14 protein-coding genes are annotated in these 16711 nt (G+C 71.0%); 6 read left to right on the forward strand and 8 right to left on the reverse strand.

From position 1 onward, the window contains the following. The first annotated feature begins 136 nt into the window (after positions 1 to 136). Together HNR40_RS54890 and HNR40_RS54895 are read left to right on the forward strand one after the other, a co-directional pair. The gene (locus HNR40_RS54890; protein ID WP_246509388.1) at positions 137 to 4015 is read left to right on the forward strand and encodes a discoidin domain-containing protein; all 3879 of its coding nucleotides are present in this window, start codon (positions 137 to 139) and stop codon (positions 4013 to 4015) included. A 27-nt stretch (positions 4016 to 4042) separates the two neighbouring features. Then, complete coding sequence (locus HNR40_RS54895) at positions 4043 to 6409, forward strand: cellulase family glycosylhydrolase (protein ID WP_184964990.1); 2367 nt, start codon at positions 4043 to 4045, stop codon at positions 6407 to 6409. Between the two features lie 46 nt (positions 6410 to 6455). Here the strand turns inward: HNR40_RS54895 and HNR40_RS24170 are convergent, their stop codons facing one another. The 3 genes from HNR40_RS24170 to HNR40_RS24180 form a co-directional block, all read right to left on the reverse strand. Next, a complete protein-coding gene (locus HNR40_RS24170) occupies positions 6456 to 6950 on the reverse strand; it encodes an SRPBCC family protein (protein ID WP_184964993.1) in 495 nt (164 codons plus the stop codon). Beyond that, positions 6947 to 7306: a metalloregulator ArsR/SmtB family transcription factor gene (locus HNR40_RS24175; protein ID WP_184964995.1), complete on the reverse strand. Its 360-nt coding sequence runs from the start codon at positions 7304 to 7306 to the stop codon at positions 6947 to 6949. Before HNR40_RS24175 ends, HNR40_RS24170 begins: the two co-directional genes overlap by 4 nt. A gap of 98 nt (positions 7307 to 7404) precedes the next feature. Further along, complete coding sequence (locus HNR40_RS24180) at positions 7405 to 8385, reverse strand: LacI family DNA-binding transcriptional regulator (protein ID WP_184964997.1); 981 nt, start codon at positions 8383 to 8385, stop codon at positions 7405 to 7407. 69 nt (positions 8386 to 8454) lie between these two features. On the opposite strand from HNR40_RS24180, the gene HNR40_RS24185 reads away from it, so the two are divergent. Next, a complete protein-coding gene (locus HNR40_RS24185) occupies positions 8455 to 9387 on the forward strand; it encodes a nucleoside hydrolase (RefSeq protein ID WP_184964999.1) in 933 nt (310 codons plus the stop codon). After that, positions 9384 to 10319, forward strand: a complete 936-nt coding sequence (gene add / locus HNR40_RS24190; protein ID WP_184965001.1) for an adenosine deaminase — start codon at positions 9384 to 9386, stop codon at positions 10317 to 10319. The genes HNR40_RS24185 and add overlap by 4 nt, the downstream gene beginning before the upstream one ends. Positions 10320 to 10395: 76 nt before the next feature. Here the strand turns inward: add and lexA are convergent, their stop codons facing one another. Beyond that, the gene (lexA, locus tag HNR40_RS24195) at positions 10396 to 11004 is read right to left on the reverse strand and encodes a transcriptional repressor LexA (protein WP_376773501.1); all 609 of its coding nucleotides are present in this window, start codon (positions 11002 to 11004) and stop codon (positions 10396 to 10398) included. A 44-nt stretch (positions 11005 to 11048) separates the two neighbouring features. Next, positions 11049 to 11984, reverse strand: coding sequence for an NAD(P)-dependent oxidoreductase (locus HNR40_RS24200; RefSeq protein WP_184965005.1), 936 nt, complete (start codon positions 11982 to 11984; stop codon positions 11049 to 11051). A gap of 59 nt (positions 11985 to 12043) precedes the next feature. On the opposite strand from HNR40_RS24200, the gene HNR40_RS24205 reads away from it, so the two are divergent. Beyond that, positions 12044 to 12394: a MerR family transcriptional regulator gene (locus tag HNR40_RS24205; RefSeq protein ID WP_184965007.1), complete on the forward strand. Its 351-nt coding sequence runs from the start codon at positions 12044 to 12046 to the stop codon at positions 12392 to 12394. A 414-nt stretch (positions 12395 to 12808) separates the two neighbouring features. After that, positions 12809 to 13219: an ATP-binding protein gene (locus tag HNR40_RS24210; RefSeq protein ID WP_184965009.1), complete on the forward strand. Its 411-nt coding sequence runs from the start codon at positions 12809 to 12811 to the stop codon at positions 13217 to 13219. Positions 13220 to 13311: 92 nt separating this feature from the next. On the opposite strand, the gene HNR40_RS24215 is transcribed toward HNR40_RS24210, so the two are convergent. From HNR40_RS24215 to HNR40_RS24225, 3 genes are read right to left on the reverse strand one after another with little or no spacing between them, the layout of a single operon-like run. Next, positions 13312 to 14145 carry a sugar ABC transporter permease gene (locus tag HNR40_RS24215; RefSeq protein ID WP_184965011.1) on the reverse strand — a complete coding sequence of 278 codons (834 nt, stop codon included), beginning with the start codon at positions 14143 to 14145 and terminating at the stop codon, positions 13312 to 13314. Further along, complete coding sequence (locus tag HNR40_RS24220; RefSeq protein ID WP_184965013.1) at positions 14142 to 15521, reverse strand: ABC transporter permease subunit; 1380 nt, start codon at positions 15519 to 15521, stop codon at positions 14142 to 14144. Before HNR40_RS24220 ends, HNR40_RS24215 begins: the two co-directional genes overlap by 4 nt. Beyond that, complete coding sequence (locus HNR40_RS24225; protein ID WP_184965015.1) at positions 15521 to 16711, reverse strand: sugar ABC transporter substrate-binding protein; 1191 nt, start codon at positions 16709 to 16711, stop codon at positions 15521 to 15523. Before HNR40_RS24225 ends, HNR40_RS24220 begins: the two co-directional genes overlap by 1 nt.

Below are 16711 nucleotides of genomic sequence, written 5' to 3' on the forward strand. Positions count from 1 at the left end.
CCGCTGACTTTCAGTAAAGTTGGGGCTTGCATCTGCCGCCATGGGCTCCTACGCTCCGCAATAGTTAGGAATATTTCTTAACTATCGGTTGCGCGACCGGACTTCTCACCCCCCGAGATTCTGTCAGGAGCCGTTGATGTCAGGTGCGATCCCCTTACGACGCCGTCTCGCCGCAGCCGCGGCCATGTTCGTCCTCGCCGCGCTACCCCTTCCGGCGCTGCCGGCACAGGCCGCCGCCGCGGCCGCCATCCCCGATCTGACCAGCGCCAACCGCCGGGCGCCCGTCGCCGGACTGCCCGACTGGAGCAAGGCGGGCTTCCGCGGCGGCGCCGCCCTGCCGGGGTCCGGCGCCATGAACCCGGACGCGGCCTGCCACATCACCCCGCAGGAACTGGCCGGCCAGTACGGCGTACGCCCGGACGGGAGCGACGCCACCACGGGCCTGCAGGCGGCCATCGACGCCATCAGGACCACATGCACGCCGAGCGCCGGATACACGAAGCTGTCGTCGATCACCCTGCCCGCCGGCCGGTTCGTGGTCACCAGGCAGCTCGGCCTGGACGCCGACTACCTGGTGCTCAAGGGCGCGGGCATGGGCCAGACGGTCCTGTCCTTCCGCCCGGACACCAACACCCGCTACGACACGCTGACCGAGGATGGCAGCGACTGGGACGAGGACGGCGCCACCCACGGCGCGGGCAAGGGCGGCTGGACCTGGCCGGGCCGCGGCCTGCTGCGGGTGCAGACCCGCGAGGTCCACAGCAAGTACGCCGGCGACTACTCCTCCGCTCCCGCCAACCGCAAGGACATCTTCGAGGGCAGCATCAACCAGCACTGGGCGGCCGGCGTGCCGCTCCGCGCCGCCTCGGTCACCGGAGAGACCCAGATCAGGCTGGCGAGCAACGCCGACATGGCCCGTTTCAAGGTCGGCGCGCACCTGTGGGTCGGCGCCGCCAACAGCGTGAAGTTCTACCAGCAGCAGACGGTCACCGACACGACCAAGTACATGAACCTGCACATGCGCCAGCAGATCTTCACGATCGCCGCCGTGGACACCGCGGGCAGGAACCTCACGATCGACAAGCCGCTGGAGTACGACCTGCCGCTGAACTCCACCTCCGACGGCTCCTCGGCGATCGGCGGCACCGTCTACCCGAGCCGGGTCACCCCGCTGAAGGTCGTCCAGGGCGTCGGCATCGAGGACCTGACCCTCACCCAGGACATGACGGGCATGCCCAAGCTGGGCGGCGGCACGTACGCGCTCGACCAGGCCGACGCCCGCTTCAACTACGGCAACATGGCCCCCGAGTACGCCCAGCACGGCATCGTGCTCAAGTGGGCGGCCAACGTCTGGATCCGCCGGGTCGGCACCGAGATGACCGGCTCACACGCGGTCGTCACCGAGAGCGCCAAGAACATCCAGGTCCAGGAGTCGAACTTCGACGGCTCGTGGAACAAGGGCAAGGGCGGCAACGGCTACTTCCGCGGCTCGCGCGTCTGGGACTCGCTGTACGCCTACAACACCTCGCGCAATCTTCGGCACTTCACCTTCCAGTGGTCGGCGTCGAACAACGTGGCGATCGGCAACGACTTCGACTCCGACCTGAACGTGCACGGCGGCTGGGAGCGGCGCAACCTGTTCGAGAACAACAAGGTGCGCGTGCCGTTCGAGCACGCCTCGAAGAACTGCCGCGCCAACTGCGGCGACGAGGGCGGCGGCGGTCCTGACAACTCGACCTGGTGGCCGATCTGGTGGGCCGCGGGGCCGAAGGCGGCCAAGTGGTCGGGGTCCAGCGGGCCGCAGAACGTGATCTACAACAACGAGATGAGCAAGCAGACGACCGAGGGCGGGCCGTACCAGGTCTACTATCCGGACCGGCAGCGGCTCTACCAGTTCGGCAGCTCTGCCAGTGACGCGACGAAGTTCCAGCACCTGGCGGTCAACGGGACCACCATCCTCGACTGGGCGGGCAACGAGAACGCCGACTTCACCGGCTCGGGCGTCAACGCCTCGCGGACCGACGCCTCGGGCTCGCTCTTCCTGAAGGGCCAGAGCGGAGGCGACGACACCACTCCGCCGAGCACCCCGTCGGGCCTGCGCTCCACCGGCACCACCTCGAACACGGTCTCGCTGGCCTGGAACGCCGCCACCGACAACGTCGGCGTCACCGGCTACGACGTCTACCGAGGCAGCACCCTGGTCAACACCGCCACCGGCACGACATTCACCGACACCGGCCTGAGCCCGTCAACCGCCTACACCTACACCGTCAAGGCCCGCGACGCCGCGGGCAACACCTCCCCCGCCAGCAACGCGGTCACCGCCACCACCGAGCAGGGCGGCGGCGGCACCGAGACGCTGCTGTCACGCGGCAAGCCCACGACCGCCTCGTCCGTCGAGGGCTCCGGTTTCGAGGCGGACAAGGCGGTGGACGGCAGCACGACCACCCGCTGGGCCAGCGCCGAGGGCAGCGACCCCGAGTGGATCGCCATCGACCTCGGGGCCGCGGCCAACGTCTCCCGCGTGAAGCTGAACTGGGAGGCGGCCTACGGCAAGTCGTACAAAATCCAGACCTCGCCCAACGGCTCGACCTGGACCGACGTCTACTCCACCACCACCGGCGACGGCGGCACCGACGAGGTGACCTTGTCGGGCAGCGGGCGCTACATCCGCATGTACGGCACGGCCCGCGGCACCACCTACGGCTACTCCCTCTGGGAGTTCGAGGTCTACGGCACCTTCACGGGCGGCGGCGACGACACCACTCCGCCGAGCACCCCGTCGGGCCTGCGCTCCACCGGCACCACCTCGAACACGGTCTCGCTGGCCTGGAACGCCGCCACCGACAACGTCGGCGTCACCGGCTACGACGTCTACCGAGGCAGCACCCTGGTCAACACCGCCACCGGCACGACATTCACCGACACCGGCCTGAGCCCGTCAACCGCCTACACCTACACCGTCAAGGCCCGCGACGCCGCGGGCAACACCTCCCCCGCCAGCAGCCCGGTCACCGCCACCACCCAGCAGGGCGCCGGCGGCTCGATCGTGGACGTCTCCACCGCGGCCCAGCTGATCAGCGCCCTGGCCGGCGCCCAGCCCGGCCAGACGATCCGCCTGGCCGCGGGCGAGTACCGGGGGGCGTTCCTCACCCAGAAGGCCGGGACCGCCTCCGCGCCCATCACGCTGACCGGCCCGTCCGGCGCCGTCCTGATCAACGACGGCCCGTCGGGGACCGCCCCGTCGTGCCCGGCCCCGGGTGGCGGATGGGACTCCGGGTACGGGCTGTGGCTGTCCGGCGCGCCGTACTGGAAGCTGACCGGCTTCACCGTCAAGGACTCCAAGAAGGGCATCGTCCTCGACGACTCCCACCACGTGACCATCGACGGCGTCCACGTGCACCACACCGACGAGGAAGGCGTGCACTTCCGGCGCTCCTCCGCCGACGGCGTGATCCAGAACTCCACGATCAGCCACGCCGGCCTGGTCCAGCCCGGTTACGGCGAAGGCGTCTACATCGGCTCGGCCGGTTCCAACTGGAGCTGCCACGGCAACTCCGGCGGCGTCGACCGCTCCGACCGGGTCAAGGTCCTCGACAACGACTTCGGGCCCGGCATCGCCGCCGAGCACATCGACATCAAGGAAGGCACCACCGGCGGGCTGATCCGCGGCAACTCCTTCAACGGCACCGGCATCTCCGGCGAGAACTCCGGCGACTCCTGGGTCGACGCGAAGGGCGTCGGCTACGTGATCGAGAACAACACCGGCACGTTCTCCGCGCCCGGCACCTTCGCCAACGGCTACGAGACGCACAACCCGTCCACGTCGCCGTCGTTCGCCAACGGGTGCGGGAACGTGTGGCGCGGCAACCGCTCCGACCTGGGCGGAACCGGCAAGTACGCCATCTACGTCTCCTCCACCTCCAAGTGCGCGAGCAACCCGAACGTCGTCTACGCCTCCAACACCGTGAGCAACGCCCGCACCGGCCTGACCAACATCCCGGTCACGCCGTAACCCCCCAAGAGAAGGACGAACGCCAAGATGAGACCACGAACACTCGCGGCCTTAGCCGCGGTGCTGGCACTCCCCCTCACCCTCCTGAGCACGCCGGCCACCCAGGCGGTGGCCGTGACGGCGACCGCGTCGTCGACGGAAGGCTCCGGCTTCGAGGCGTCCCAGGCGGCCGACGGCGACGCCGCCACGCGCTGGGCCTCCGAGGAGGGCGTGGACCCGCAGTGGATCAGGCTCGACCTGGGCGCCACCAGCACGATCAGCGGGGCCACGCTGAACTGGGAGGCGGCCTACGCCAAGTCCTACAAGATCCAGACCTCGCCCGACGGCTCGGCCTGGACCGACGTCTACTCCACCACCACCGGTGACGGCGGCACGGATCAGCTGGCCCTGTCGGGCAGCGGGCGCTATGTCCGCATGTACGGCACGCAGCGTGGCACCACCTACGGTTACTCCCTCTGGGAGTTCACGGTGCAGACCTCGTCCGGCGGCGACACCACCCCGCCGAGCACCCCCGGCAACCTGCGCTCCACCGGCACCACCGCGAACACGGTGTCGCTGGCCTGGAACGCGGCCACCGACAACGTCGGCGTGACCGGCTACGAGGTTTACCGAGGCAACACGCTGGTCAACACCGTCACCGGCACGACGTTCACCGACACCGGCCTGAGCGCGAGCACCAGCTACACCTACACGGTCAAGGCCCGCGACGCCGCGGGCAACACCTCCCCCGCGAGCGGCGCGGTCACCGCCACCACCCAGCAGGGCGGCGGCACCGAGACCCTGCTCTCCCAGGGCAGGCCCGCGACCGCCTCGTCCACCGAGGGCGCCGGATTCGAGGCGGCCAAGGCCGTCGACGGTGACACCGCCGGCACCCGGTGGGCCTCCGAGGAGGGCGTGGACCCGCAGTGGATCCAGGTCGACCTCGGCACCAACGCCACCGTCTCCCGCGTCAAGCTGACCTGGGAGGCCGCCTACGGCCAGGCGTACAAGATCCAGACCTCCGCGAACGGGACCAGCTGGACCGACGTCCACAGCACCACCACCGGCGACGGCGGCACCGACGACGTCGCCGTGATCGGCGCCGGGCGCTTCGTCCGCGTCCACGGCACCCAGCGCGGCACCGCCTACGGCTACTCCCTGTTCGAGCTGCAGGTCTACGGCACCCCGGGCAGCGGCGGCGACACCACTCCGCCGAGCACCCCCGGCAACCTGCGCTCCACCGCCACCACCGCCAGCTCGGTCTCACTGGCCTGGAACGCCGCCACCGACAACGTCGGCGTCACCGGCTACGACGTCTACCGAGGCAGCACGCTGGTCAACACCGCCACCGGGACGACCTTCACCGACACCGGCCTGACCGCGAGCACCAGCTACACCTACACGGTCAAGGCCCGCGACGCCGCCGGGAACACCTCCCCCGCGAGCAACGCGGTCACCGCCACCACGCAGCCGCCCACCAGCGGCGGCACGCCGGTGGAGGCCAACGGCCAGCTCAGGGTCTGCGGCACCAAGCTCTGCAACGAGAACGGCAAGCAGATCCAGCTGCGCGGCATGAGCTCGCACGGCCTGCAGTGGTACTCCCAGTGCCTCAACACCGCCTCGCTCGACGCGCTGGCCACCGACTGGAAGGCCGACGTCCTGCGGATCTCGATGTACATCCAGGAGGACGGCTACGAGACCAACCCGCGCCTGTTCACCGACCGGGTGCACAACCTCATCGAGCAGGCCACGGCCCGCGGCATGTACGCCATCGTCGACTGGCACATGCTCACGCCCGGCGACCCGATGTACAACCTGGCCAGGGCCAAGACGTTCTTCACCGAGATCGCCCAGCGGCACAACAACAAGAAGAACCTCTTCTACGAGATCGCCAACGAGCCCAACGGCGTCTCCTGGTCGACGGTCAAGAGCTACGCCGAGCAGCTGATCCCGGTGATCCGCGCCATCGACTCCGACACGCCCATCCTCGTCGGCACCCGCGCCTGGTCCTCGCTCGGCGTCTCCGACGGCGCCAGTGAGACCGAGGTGATCGGCAACCCGGTCAACGCGACCAACATCATGTACACCTTCCACTTCTACGCCGCCTCGCACGGGAGCAACTACTTCAACACCCTGTCCCGCGCGGCCGACCGCCTGCCGATGTTCGTCACCGAGTTCGGCACGCAGACCGCCTCCGGCGGCGGTGGCAACAACTTCGGGATGTCGCAGCAGTACATCGACCTGATGGCCCAGAAGAAGATCAGCTGGGTCAACTGGAACTACTCCGACGACGGCCTGTCCGGCGCCGTCTTCACCGGCGGCACCTGCCCGAACGGCCCGTTCACCGGAACGAGCCGGCTGAAGGAAGCGGGAGTGTGGATCCGCGAACGGGTCCGTACTCCTGACGACTTCTGAGCCAACGGCCCCGCCCGCTCCTCGGCGGCGCGGGCGGGGCCGTCCCTCAGTCGCTCAGTCCTTCGAAGTACGGCTTCATCGCGGGGTAGTAGTCGTCGAAATCCGGCTTGGGCGAGCCGTCGCGGGCGGCCACGAGCATGTCGAGGTAATACTCCCAGCCGGGACCGACGTCGCCGATGCCGTCCAGGCTGTCGAAGTGCTGCACGAACTCCAACTGCGTGGTGCCGCCGCTCTCCGTCAGCTTCAGCTCGAGCCGCCACTCGCCGTGCTCGTCGGTGGCCGAGACCGCCAGGCGCCGTGGCGGCTCGCAGGCGTCGATGAGCAGGTCCATCCACGGGGACTGGTCCTCGTACGCCATCTGGACCTTGATCGTGCGGCCGGGGGCGGGGTCGCCTTCCCACGGCCCGAACCAGCGGGCGGTGCGCTCGGACTCGGTGACGCTGGCCCACACGTCCTCGATGGGCGCGCGGAACGTCCGGGTGAGCACGAGATCGCTCTCGGCGTCCTTGCGCAGGAGTTGCGCGGTGGGGCGGGGTGTCATGCGGTGTCCTCCTTGACCTCTTCTGCCGCGCCGCTGGTGCGGTGTTCGCGGCGGGTTCGGTAGACCTCGGTCTCCAGTGCGTCCAGGCGCTGCTCCCAGGCGGGCCGCCCGAACTGCCCGAGCCACTCGGCGAGCTCGTGGAGCCGCGCGGGGTCGAGCTCGTAGAGGCGTCGCCGGCCGACGAGCTCGTCGTGGACCAGCCCGCCCTCCCTGAGCACGCGCAGATGGCGGCTCACGGCGGGCCTGCTGATCTGGAACCGCCCGGCGATCTGGCCGGCGGACATCCGTCCTTCACGCAGCATGACCAGGATCTCCCTGCGCACCGGATCGGCGATCGCGCCGGCCACCTCATCCATGGACGAAAGCGTAACACGCTAGTTACGCTTTCGCGAGCAAGACCGCCGGTCCGGGACATCCAGGGCTCGATACAGCGCGCTGCCCTATCCCGGCCGGTTCACCGTGGGTCGCAGCCGCAGCTCCGGCGGGTGATGAGGGTGGCGCGCGGGGCGGGTGCGGGGGCCGCCTGGCCGAACAGGAGGCCGACCGCCTGCCTGGCCATGGCGGCGACGGGTTGCCGGGTGACGGTCAGCGCGGGGGCGGTGTGCGCGCTGCCGGGGGTCCCGTCCAGGCTGATCACCGCCAGGTCGGCCGGTACGGCCAGCCCCGCGGCACAGGCCCCGGCCAGGACGCCCACGGCCTGCTCGTCGGTCGCCGTGATCAGCGCCCTGGGCATGGCTCCGCCGGCGATCAGGCGGCGGGTGAGGGCGTCGGCGTCGGCCCGGGAGTAGGTGGAGCGCAGCGCGACGGCGCCGGGGGCCGCGCTGTCCTGCCAGGTCCGCCGCCGGAGTCCCACCGGGCCGGCGTCGTCGGGCCCGGCGAGGAAGGCGAGGTCGTGGTGCCCGTGCGCGCGCAGGTGGGCGACAGCTTCGCGTACCGCGTGCTCGTTGTCGGCGGCGACCACGGGCGCGCGGCCCGCGACGGGCCCGTTGTGCAGGTAGACGGCGGGCACCCCGGCCCGCTCCGCGTGCCGGGCGACGTCGTCATCGGCGTCGGCCGAGACGATCACCAGGGCGTCGACCTGGGCGGCCAGGAAACGTTCGACGAGGTGGCGCTGGCGTTCGGCCGAGTATCCGGCGTTGCCGATGAGCATGAGGCGGTCGTGCTCGGCGAGCGCCTGTTCGACGTGCTCGGCCAGCGCGCCGAAGTAGGGGTTGAGCGCGTTGGCCAGGATCAGGCCGACCACGCCGGTGGTGCGTGAGCGCAGCGCGCGGGCGATGCGGTTGGGGCGGTAGCCGAGTTCGGCCGCCGCGGCCAGCACCCGCTCGCGGGTGGCGGCGGCCACGGGGCGGGGGCCGTCGTTGATCACGTAGCTGACCACGGCGGTGGAGGTGCCGGCGCGGCGGGCTACGTCGGCCAGGGTGATCGGCTTGTTCATGGCGGTTTACAGTCTCGCATCTAATCGTTTAGATTCGCCAATCTAAACGATTAGACCCTTGAGGTGCGCATGATCATCGATACCGACACCGGTTCCGACGACGCCGTGGCGCTGCTGCTCGCGCTCGCCGCGCCCGGCGAGGTCCGCGCCGTCACCACGGTGGCCGGCAACGTGCCGCTCGCCACGGGCACGCGCAACGCGCTGGTCACCCTGCAGATGGCCGGGCGCGCCGACATCCCCGTCCACGCCGGGTGCGAGCGCCCGCTCGTCCGCCCGCTGTCCACCGCCCAGCACGTGCACGGCCCCGACGGCATGGGCGGCCACGAACTGCCGGACCCCGCGCGCGGCCCCGAACTGGACCACGCGGTGAACGTCCTGCTGTCCCTGCCCCGCCGCCATCCCGGCGAGCTGACGCTCGTCACGCTGGGCCCGCTCACCAACCTCGCCGCCGCGCTGCTGCGCGACCGCGCGCTGCTGTCGCATTTCCGGCACGTGTACTGCATGGCCGGAGCCGCCGACCTGCGCGGCAACATCTCCCCCACCGCCGAGTTCAACGTCTGGGCCGACCCCGAGGCCGCCCGCGTGGTCCTGCAGGCGGCCACGCCCGAGACCGTGACCTGGATCGGCTGGGACGTCTCCCGCCAGGACGCCGTCATGACCCCCGCCGACCAGCGCCTCCTGGAGGAGCTCGGCACCCCGCTGGCCGAGTTCGCCCATCGCATCAACAGGACCGTGGCCGACTGGGCCCACGACGTCACCGGGCTGGACGGCTACGACCTGCCCGACCCCCTCGCCATGGCCGTCGCCCTGTGCCCCGATCTGGTGCTGGAGCGGGAGACCGTACACGCGGACGTCGCCCTCGGCGACGAGACCCGCGGCCAGCTCCTCATCGACCGCCGCCGCACCGCTCCCCCGCCCAACGTCACGCTGGTACGCCGCGTCGACGAGCGGCGCTTCAAGCACATGCTCTTCGCCGCCTGCGCCCGGGAGGCCCGCCGATGAACACCCGCCACGAGCTCCACTGCCACCTGGACGGCTCGGTGCGCCCGGCCACGGTCGCCGGCCTGGCCCGCGAGCAGGGCCTCACCCTGGACCGCCCGGTGCGGGACCTGGTCGTCGCGCCCGCCGACTGCGGCAGCCTGAGCCGCTACCTCACCTACATCGACCTGCCGCTCCAGGTCCTGCAGACCCCCGGCGCCCTGCGCCGGGCGGCCCGCGAGCTGGTCGAGGACTGGAGCGCCGACGGCGTCGGCCACGGCGAGGCCAGGTTCGCGCCGCAGTTGCACGGCCGCCGGGGCATGACGCTGGACGAGGCGGTCACCGCCGTCGCCGAGGGCCTCGCGGAGGGCAGCAAGACGACGGGCGTGCGCACCGGCCTGCTGTTGTGCTGCCTGCGGCACCAGAGCCCGGACGAGAGCCTGGCCGTGGCCGAGACGGCGGTCCGGCGGCGCGACGTGGTCAGCGGCCTCGACCTGGCCGGCGACGAGCGCCTGTATCCCGCCGCGCCGCACCGGCCCGCCTTCGACCTCGCCCACCGGGCGGACCTGCCGTGCACGGTCCACGCCGGCGAGGCCGCCGGCGCGGCCAGCGTGTGGGAGGCCGTCGACGTGCTCGGCGCCCGCCGCATCGGGCACGGCGTGCGATGCGCGGAGGACCACGCCCTGCTCGAACGGCTCCGCGCCGACCACATCACGCTGGAGATGTGCCCGACCAGCAACGTGCAGACCGGCGCCGTCCCCAGCCTCGCCGAGCACCCGGCGACGCGGCTGCTGGCGCAGGGGCTCGCCGTGACGATCGGCACGGACGCCCGCACCACCTCGGCCACCAGCCTGGACCTCGAGTTCGCCCGCCTGCGCGAGGCGGCCGGTTGGGGCGAACGGGAGCAGAACCTGGCCCAGGACCACGCCCGCGCCGCCGCCTTCGACGGCAAGTGACTCGGACGCCGCGCAGCACGCTCACCACTCGGACGCCGCGCAGGACACGTCAGACGCCGCGCAGCACGCTCACCACTCAGACGCTGCGCAGGACGCTCACGACGATGCCCAGCAGCACGGCGTCGTCGCCGTCGATGACGTCGTAGGCGGGGTTGCGGGGTTCGAGGTAGACGTGCCCGCCCCGCCGCCTGAACACCTTGACGGTGGCCTCGCCGTCGATCATCGCGGCGACGATCTGGCCCGTGTGGGCCTCGGGCTGCTGGCGTACCACGACGAGGTCGCCGTCGCAGATCGCGGCGTCGATCATCGAGTCGCCCCGGACGCGCAGGCCGAACACGGTGCCCCGCCCGGTGAGGTCGCGGGGCAGGGTCAGCGTGTCGTCCACGTGCTCGTCGGCCGGGATGGGCGTGCCCGCGGCGATGTCGCCGACCACGGGCACGCTGACCAGGCCGCCGTCCTGCTTCGGCGCCGCTCCCCGCAGGAACAGGCGCAGGTCGATGGGCCGGGTCATGGTGCCGCTCCGGCGCAGGAAGCCGTTGTCCTCCAGGCTCTTCAGGTGCTTCGACACCGACGACGACGACCGGAGCCCGACCGCCTGGCCGATCTCGCGGGCGCTCGGCGGGTAGCCGTACCGGACCGCCCAGTCCCGGATCGTGGCCAGGATCCGCTGCTGGCGCTGCGGCAGGGCGGAGACGTCCAGGTACTCGAACGCGTCGTCGTCGTAGGTGGTCACCTGGACATGCTAGAGGCCGGATGACCAGCGTCCGCCGCGCGTTTCTTGAAGACCTCGTATACCGCGAGGTAGTTCTCCCCGCCGCGGCCCTGCGCGACGGCCCGTTCGGCGATCTCCAGCATGAGCCGCGGCTGCTCGGCCGGGACGCCCTGCTCGACGCTGGTGCGGGTGATGTGCTCCAGGGCGTTGACGTTCATCTCCAGCGTGCCGAGGTCGCCGGGGTAGCTGCCCTCCGCCAGCGCGGCCGCCAGCCCGGCCGTGGACGGGCCGAACATCATCGGCACGAACCAGCCGAACGCCAGCTCGGCGAAGTCCCCGACCGGGAGATCCGCCGCGTCGATCAGCGCCGTGGCGTGCAGCCAGCCGTTCATGGTGGCGTACATCATCTCCAGCAGGCCCGTGTTGTAGAGCACCGCCAGCTCGGCGCTCGTGCCGAGGTAGCGGGGGTCGCCCACGCCGGTCAGCGTGGCGCGGTGCTCGTCGAAGACCTCGCGCGGGCCGCTGTAGAGGAACACCGAGCCGGGCTCGCCGACCAGCGGCGGCGGCACCATGATCGCGCCGTCGAGGTAGCGCGCGCCGCGCTCGCCCATCCACGCCGCCGTCTCGCGCGCCTCCGACGGCGTCCCCGACGTCAGATTCACCACGGTACGGCCCCGCAGCCCCTCCCCCACCGGCCGGAGAACCCGGGCCGTCGACGCGTAGTCGTTCAAGCACACGATCGTGACGTCGGCCGCGGCCACCGCCTCGTCCACGCTCGCCGCGAGCCGGGCGCCGCGGGCGACCAGCGGCCCGGCCTTGGCCGCTGTGCGGTTCCATACGGTCGTGGGGTGCCCGCGGTCCACATAGACCTCGGCCAGCACCCGTCCCATGGGCCCGAGCCCGAGGATCGCCACAGCCGCCTTGTCATGTCCGGATTCAAGATGATCAGTCATGACGGCTAAGCTAAACCCTCACATCGACGTGAGAGTCAAAGGTTGGTGACGGAGGTCACATGCGCATCGGAGAACTGGCCCGCCGTTCCGGGGTCAGCATCCGCGCCCTGCGCTACTACGAGGAACAGGGCCTGCTGCGCCCCCACCGGCGCTCCAGCGGCTACCGCGAGTACGCCGAGACCGACGTGCGCGCCGTCGCCCGCATCAGGACGCTGCTGGCCGCCGGGCTCGGCACCGCCGTGATCGCCGAGGTGCTGCCCTGCATGGTCGACAGCGGCGAGATCCTGGCCCCCGGCTGCCCGGAACTGGTCGACGTCCTGGCCGTGGAGCGCGACCGCATCACCGGCGCCATCGACGAACTCCAGGCCGCCCGCGCCATGCTGAACGGCATCATCGCCGCCACCCCATGACGGCGTCCGCCAGAACAGCGCCTTCGGGTGCGCCTCGACCACGGGCCCGGCCCGGTCGGCCCGCTCCTCCTGGGCGTCGTCGAGGTAGGCGCGCTCGGTGATGATGACCGGGTAACCGCCGCCGGCCGTAGCCGCAGCGCCTTGGATTGGCGGCCAGGGGTCGGGTCCGGCAAAAGGCCAGGCAGGGGAGGTTATCGACACAATGCACTGATCGAAATGGTTTCGGTGTGCATCATGCACATGGTGGAGGTATGTCCGGTTCTTACTCTGTCGAGATGAGCACCGATGCCTCCCCAAGTCCGGTGACGGATCTCGTGCCACAGGTGCGGGAGCACCAAGACCATTAGGAAGTGCCATGTGCCAGCACTGCCCTCCACCCGCCCGACTGAGCAGCGTGAGCCTCAGGTGTGCGACATGGAAACACTGACGACGCCCGGGGAGTCCACGATCGTGTCGTGGTCCCTGCCGCCCCACCTCCGCTCGGCCGCGGAGGCGCGGCGGCACACGGCCGGCTACCTCAACAGCTGCGGCTTCCACGACACCGACACCAGCGTGCTGCTGGTCAGCGAGCTGGTGACCAACGCCCTGCGGTACGCCCCCGGCCCGGTCACCCTCACCGTCTGGCTCATCGACGGCCTGCTGCGCTGCGAGGTCGAGGACACCAGCGCCCAGCCGCCCGCATGGCACGAGCCGGCCGTCCACGCGGAGGGCCACCGAGGGCTCTACCTCCTGGACGCGCTCGCCTGCTGCTGGGGCTTCGTCCGCACCGGCGAGGGAAAGGCCGTCTGGTTCGAGTTGCCCGTCTCCGGAGAGCACGATGCGTAAGATCGTGCTGCCCCGGCCGCGCCCTCGCCCTCCGCGCCAGGACCAGGATCTGCGCACCCCTTCCGGGCGCAAACTCCCGTACTGACGCCCGCTCAGGCCTTGACGGCGCCGCTGGTCAGGCCGCCGACGATGTAGCGCTGGAGGAACTGGAAGAGGATCAGCACCGGCAGCGCCCCGATGAGTGCGCCGGCGGCGAAGACGCCCCAGCTCTGCCCGAGCTGGTAGGAGACGAGCTGGTACAGGCCGACCGCGAGCGTCTGCTGGTCGGGGTCGGTCAGGACCAGGCCGGCGATGACGAAGTCGTTCATCGTGGCCACGAAGGAGAACAGCGAGACGACGACCAGGATGGGCCGCACGAGCGGCAGCAGGATCAGGAAGAAGACCTGCGCGTGCGAGGCGCCGTCCATCTGGGCGGACTCGTCGAGCTCACGGGGGATGGAGTCGAAGAAGCCCTTCATGAGGTAGGTGTTCACGCCGAGCGCGCCGCCCAGGTAGACCATGATCAGGCCCAGCGTGCTGCCCAGCCCCAGCGGGGGAAACACCTCCTTAAATGCCGACAAAAGCAAAAAAATCGCGACGTAGGCCAGCACCTGGGGAAACATCTGGATGAAGACCAGCCCCACCAGGCCGGACGACCGGCCGCGGAAGCGGAACCTGGAGAAGGCGTACGCCGCGCACGCGCCCATGAACACCGATCCGGCCGCCGTCGAGACCCCGATCACCAGCGAGTTCACGAACCACCGGGGAAACGGGTGCAGCGCGTCGGTGAACAACGTCGCGTAGTGCTGCCAGGTCACCTCGGCGAACAGGTCGTTCGAGCCGGTCAGCGTCCCGCTCGGGTTGAGCGAGGCGGCCAGCACGAACACCAGCGGGAACAACGCGACCACCGAGGCCGGCACGCCGACCAGGTGCCTCCAGAGCCTCATGCCGCCGCCTCCAGCCGCCTGGCCCGCCGGAACCCGGCCAGCGACACCGCCGCGATCACCGCGAAGATCAGGATCGAGACCGCGCAGGCCAGCCCGTAGTCGCGCGAGGACCCGCCGAAGGCCAGCTTGTACACCAGCGAGATCAGCAGGTCCGTCGAGCCCACGTCGATCGGCGCCCCGGCGTCGCGCGGGCCGCCGCCGGTGAGCATGTAGATGACGTTGAAGTTGTTGAAGTTGAACGCGAACGTGGCCACCAGCGCGGGCGCGGTCGAGGCCAGCAGGAGCGGCAGCCGTACCGACGCCAGGACCCGCCACGGACCCGCCCCGTCGACCTGGGCCGCCTCGGCGAGCTGGCGTGGCACGGCCTGCAGCGCCCCGGTGCAGATCAGGAACATGTACGGGAACCCGATCCACACGTTGACCGCCAGCACGCTCAGCCTGGCCAGCCAGGGATCGGACAGCCACGGCACGGTGGCGCCGCCCAGCAGCACCTCGTTGACGAACCCGTGGTCGGTGTTGAGCAGCCCCTGCCACAGCAGCGCCGCCATGAACGCCGGGAACGCGTAGGGGAAGACCAGCAGCGAGCGGTAGACGCGGTAGCCGTCCAGGATCAGCGCGAGCACCAGCCCGAAGCCGAAGCTCAGCGCGACCGACAGCGCCGCGAACACGAACGTCCAGACCAGCACGCCCAGGAACGGCCCGCGGATCTCGGCGTTGGTGAGCACGCTGGTGAAGTTCTCGGCGCCGACGAAGACCTTCCAGCCGGGACTCAGCGAGCGGCCGCCGGCCGAGGTGAAGGCGCCGCGGCCGTCGTCGCGGTAGACGGTTCCGGCCGTGTCGGTGAAGGTGTCGCCGGAATAGGTCAGGGTGGGCCGGTAGAGCGCGGCCGTCACCCCGTCGGCGGTCTTCAGCACGCCGCCCTCGGCCGGGACCCGCAGCTTGACGATCTCCGCCTGCCTGGCCACGATCTCCGCGTACGGCAGCGCCCGCCACCCGGGCCCGCTCTGGAAGCCCAGCTCGCCGTCCTTCTCCACCACCCGGATCGGCCGGCTCTCGCCGGTCTTGACCTCGCTGGCGGCCAGGATCGCCGCGACCGCGTCGGACTTGGTGGCGTTGTGGCCGTCGCCGTAGTTGGTGAAGGCGGCGTAGCCGGTGTAGAGCACCACGTACACCTGGTAGATCAGCAGCAGCACGATCCCCGGCGCCAGGTACTTGGCCGGGACCGCCCGCTTGCTCAGGTAGATGGCGTTGACGGCCACCGTCCCGGCCAGCAGCAGCGCGAACATCCACCACGAGCGCTGCCCGCCGAGCGCGACCAGCCCGTAGACGGCCAGCGCGTCGGCGACGGCGAGCGGCAGGAAGCGAAGCGCGCGCATCAGGACCCGATCTTCGCGCGGATGCGCTCCGCGGCCTTCCTGGTCAGCTCGGCCGGGTCGCCCTGGCCGGTGATGATGGCGAGCTGGGACAGTCCCCAGTCGGCCCAGACGGCGTCCATCTGGGGCACGTTCGGCGTCGGCACGCCCTCGGCCGCGGCCTCGGCGAACCCGGCCAGGACCGGGTCACCGGCCAGTTCCTCGCGCACCGAGGTCATCGCCGGGGGCCGGCCGCCCGCCGCGTGCAGCGCCTTCTGCGCCTGCGGCGTGGCCAGGTAGTTGACGAGGAAGTCGTTGGCCAGGATCGGGTTGGCGCTCTTGGCGCTGACGAAGAAGCCCTGCACTCCGGCGAACGGCCGCGCCTTCTCCTTGCCCGCCGGGGGCACCGGGTCCACGGCGAACGGCACGCCCGTCTTGGCCAGCGCGGGCGCGTCCCACGGGCCGGTGACCAGGAACGGCGTCTCGCCCTTGACGAAGGCGTTGGTCGCGATGTCGCCGGTCAGCGAGGTCGAGACGGCCTTGTCGGCGGCCAGCCGCTTCAGGTAGGCGGCGAACTTCAGCCCGCCCGGGTTGTCGATCTCCAGCTCGCCGCCCGGTCCGAAGACCTGCGAGCCGAAGGAGGTCTGCAGCGCGTACAGGTGGAAGGGTGAGCCCGCCTTGGGGTCGACGGGCAGTCCGACCGGGTAGGTGCTCTTGCCCGCCTTCACCAGGCTCTTCCCGCGCGCCACCAGCTCGTCGAAGGTGGCGGGCGCGGTGGGGACCAGCTTGGTGTTGCGCAGCACGGCCACGCTCTCGATCGCGTACGGCAGGCCGTACGTCTGCCCGTCGTAGGTCATCGCCGCCATGGCCGCCTTGGAGAACAGCGCCGCCTTGGCCGACAGGTCGAGCGGCGCGACGACGCCGTTCTGCACCAGTTTGCCGAGCCAGTCGTGCGGGCCGACGATGACGTCGGGCCCCTGGCCGGAGGGCGCCTGGGAGACGAAGTCGTCGCGCAGGTTGCCCATGGCCTTCTGCACGATCTTGACCTGGACGCCGCGGTCCTTCTCGAACGTCGCGGCGATCCGCTGCAGCGTCGCGGCCCGGCTGTCGTCGGCCCAGACGGTGAGCGTGGCGGGGGGCGGGGCCGCCGTCTTCCCGGCGGCGCAGCCCGCCAGGAGCAGGGTGGTGGCCGCGAGTGCGGTGAGCTTGCGCAT

This window comes from Nonomuraea endophytica, from assembly GCF_014203235.1.
Lineage (GTDB): Bacteria > Actinomycetota > Actinomycetes > Streptosporangiales > Streptosporangiaceae > Nonomuraea > Nonomuraea endophytica.

Bases quoted from the DNA above. Each gene is read 5' to 3' on its own strand.
- HNR40_RS54890 (WP_246509388.1), top strand. From the start codon at position 137: ATGTCAGGTGCGATCCCCTTACGACGCCGTCTCGCCGCAGCCGCGGCC.
- HNR40_RS54895 (WP_184964990.1), top strand. From the start codon at position 4,043: ATGAGACCACGAACACTCGCGGCCTTAGCCGCGGTGCTGGCACTCCCC.
- HNR40_RS24170 (WP_184964993.1), bottom strand. From the start codon at position 6,950: ATGACACCCCGCCCCACCGCGCAACTCCTGCGCAAGGACGCCGAGAGC.
- HNR40_RS24175 (WP_184964995.1), bottom strand. From the start codon at position 7,306: ATGGATGAGGTGGCCGGCGCGATCGCCGATCCGGTGCGCAGGGAGATC.
- HNR40_RS24180 (WP_184964997.1), bottom strand. From the start codon at position 8,385: ATGAACAAGCCGATCACCCTGGCCGACGTAGCCCGCCGCGCCGGCACC.
- HNR40_RS24185 (WP_184964999.1), top strand. From the start codon at position 8,455: ATGATCATCGATACCGACACCGGTTCCGACGACGCCGTGGCGCTGCTG.
- add (WP_184965001.1), top strand. From the start codon at position 9,384: ATGAACACCCGCCACGAGCTCCACTGCCACCTGGACGGCTCGGTGCGC.
- HNR40_RS24200 (WP_184965005.1), bottom strand. From the start codon at position 11,984: ATGACTGATCATCTTGAATCCGGACATGACAAGGCGGCTGTGGCGATC.
- HNR40_RS24205 (WP_184965007.1), top strand. From the start codon at position 12,044: ATGCGCATCGGAGAACTGGCCCGCCGTTCCGGGGTCAGCATCCGCGCC.
- HNR40_RS24210 (WP_184965009.1), top strand. From the start codon at position 12,809: ATGGAAACACTGACGACGCCCGGGGAGTCCACGATCGTGTCGTGGTCC.
- HNR40_RS24215 (WP_184965011.1), bottom strand. From the start codon at position 14,145: ATGAGGCTCTGGAGGCACCTGGTCGGCGTGCCGGCCTCGGTGGTCGCG.
- HNR40_RS24220 (WP_184965013.1), bottom strand. From the start codon at position 15,521: ATGCGCGCGCTTCGCTTCCTGCCGCTCGCCGTCGCCGACGCGCTGGCC.
- HNR40_RS24225 (WP_184965015.1), bottom strand. From the start codon at position 16,711: ATGCGCAAGCTCACCGCACTCGCGGCCACCACCCTGCTCCTGGCGGGC.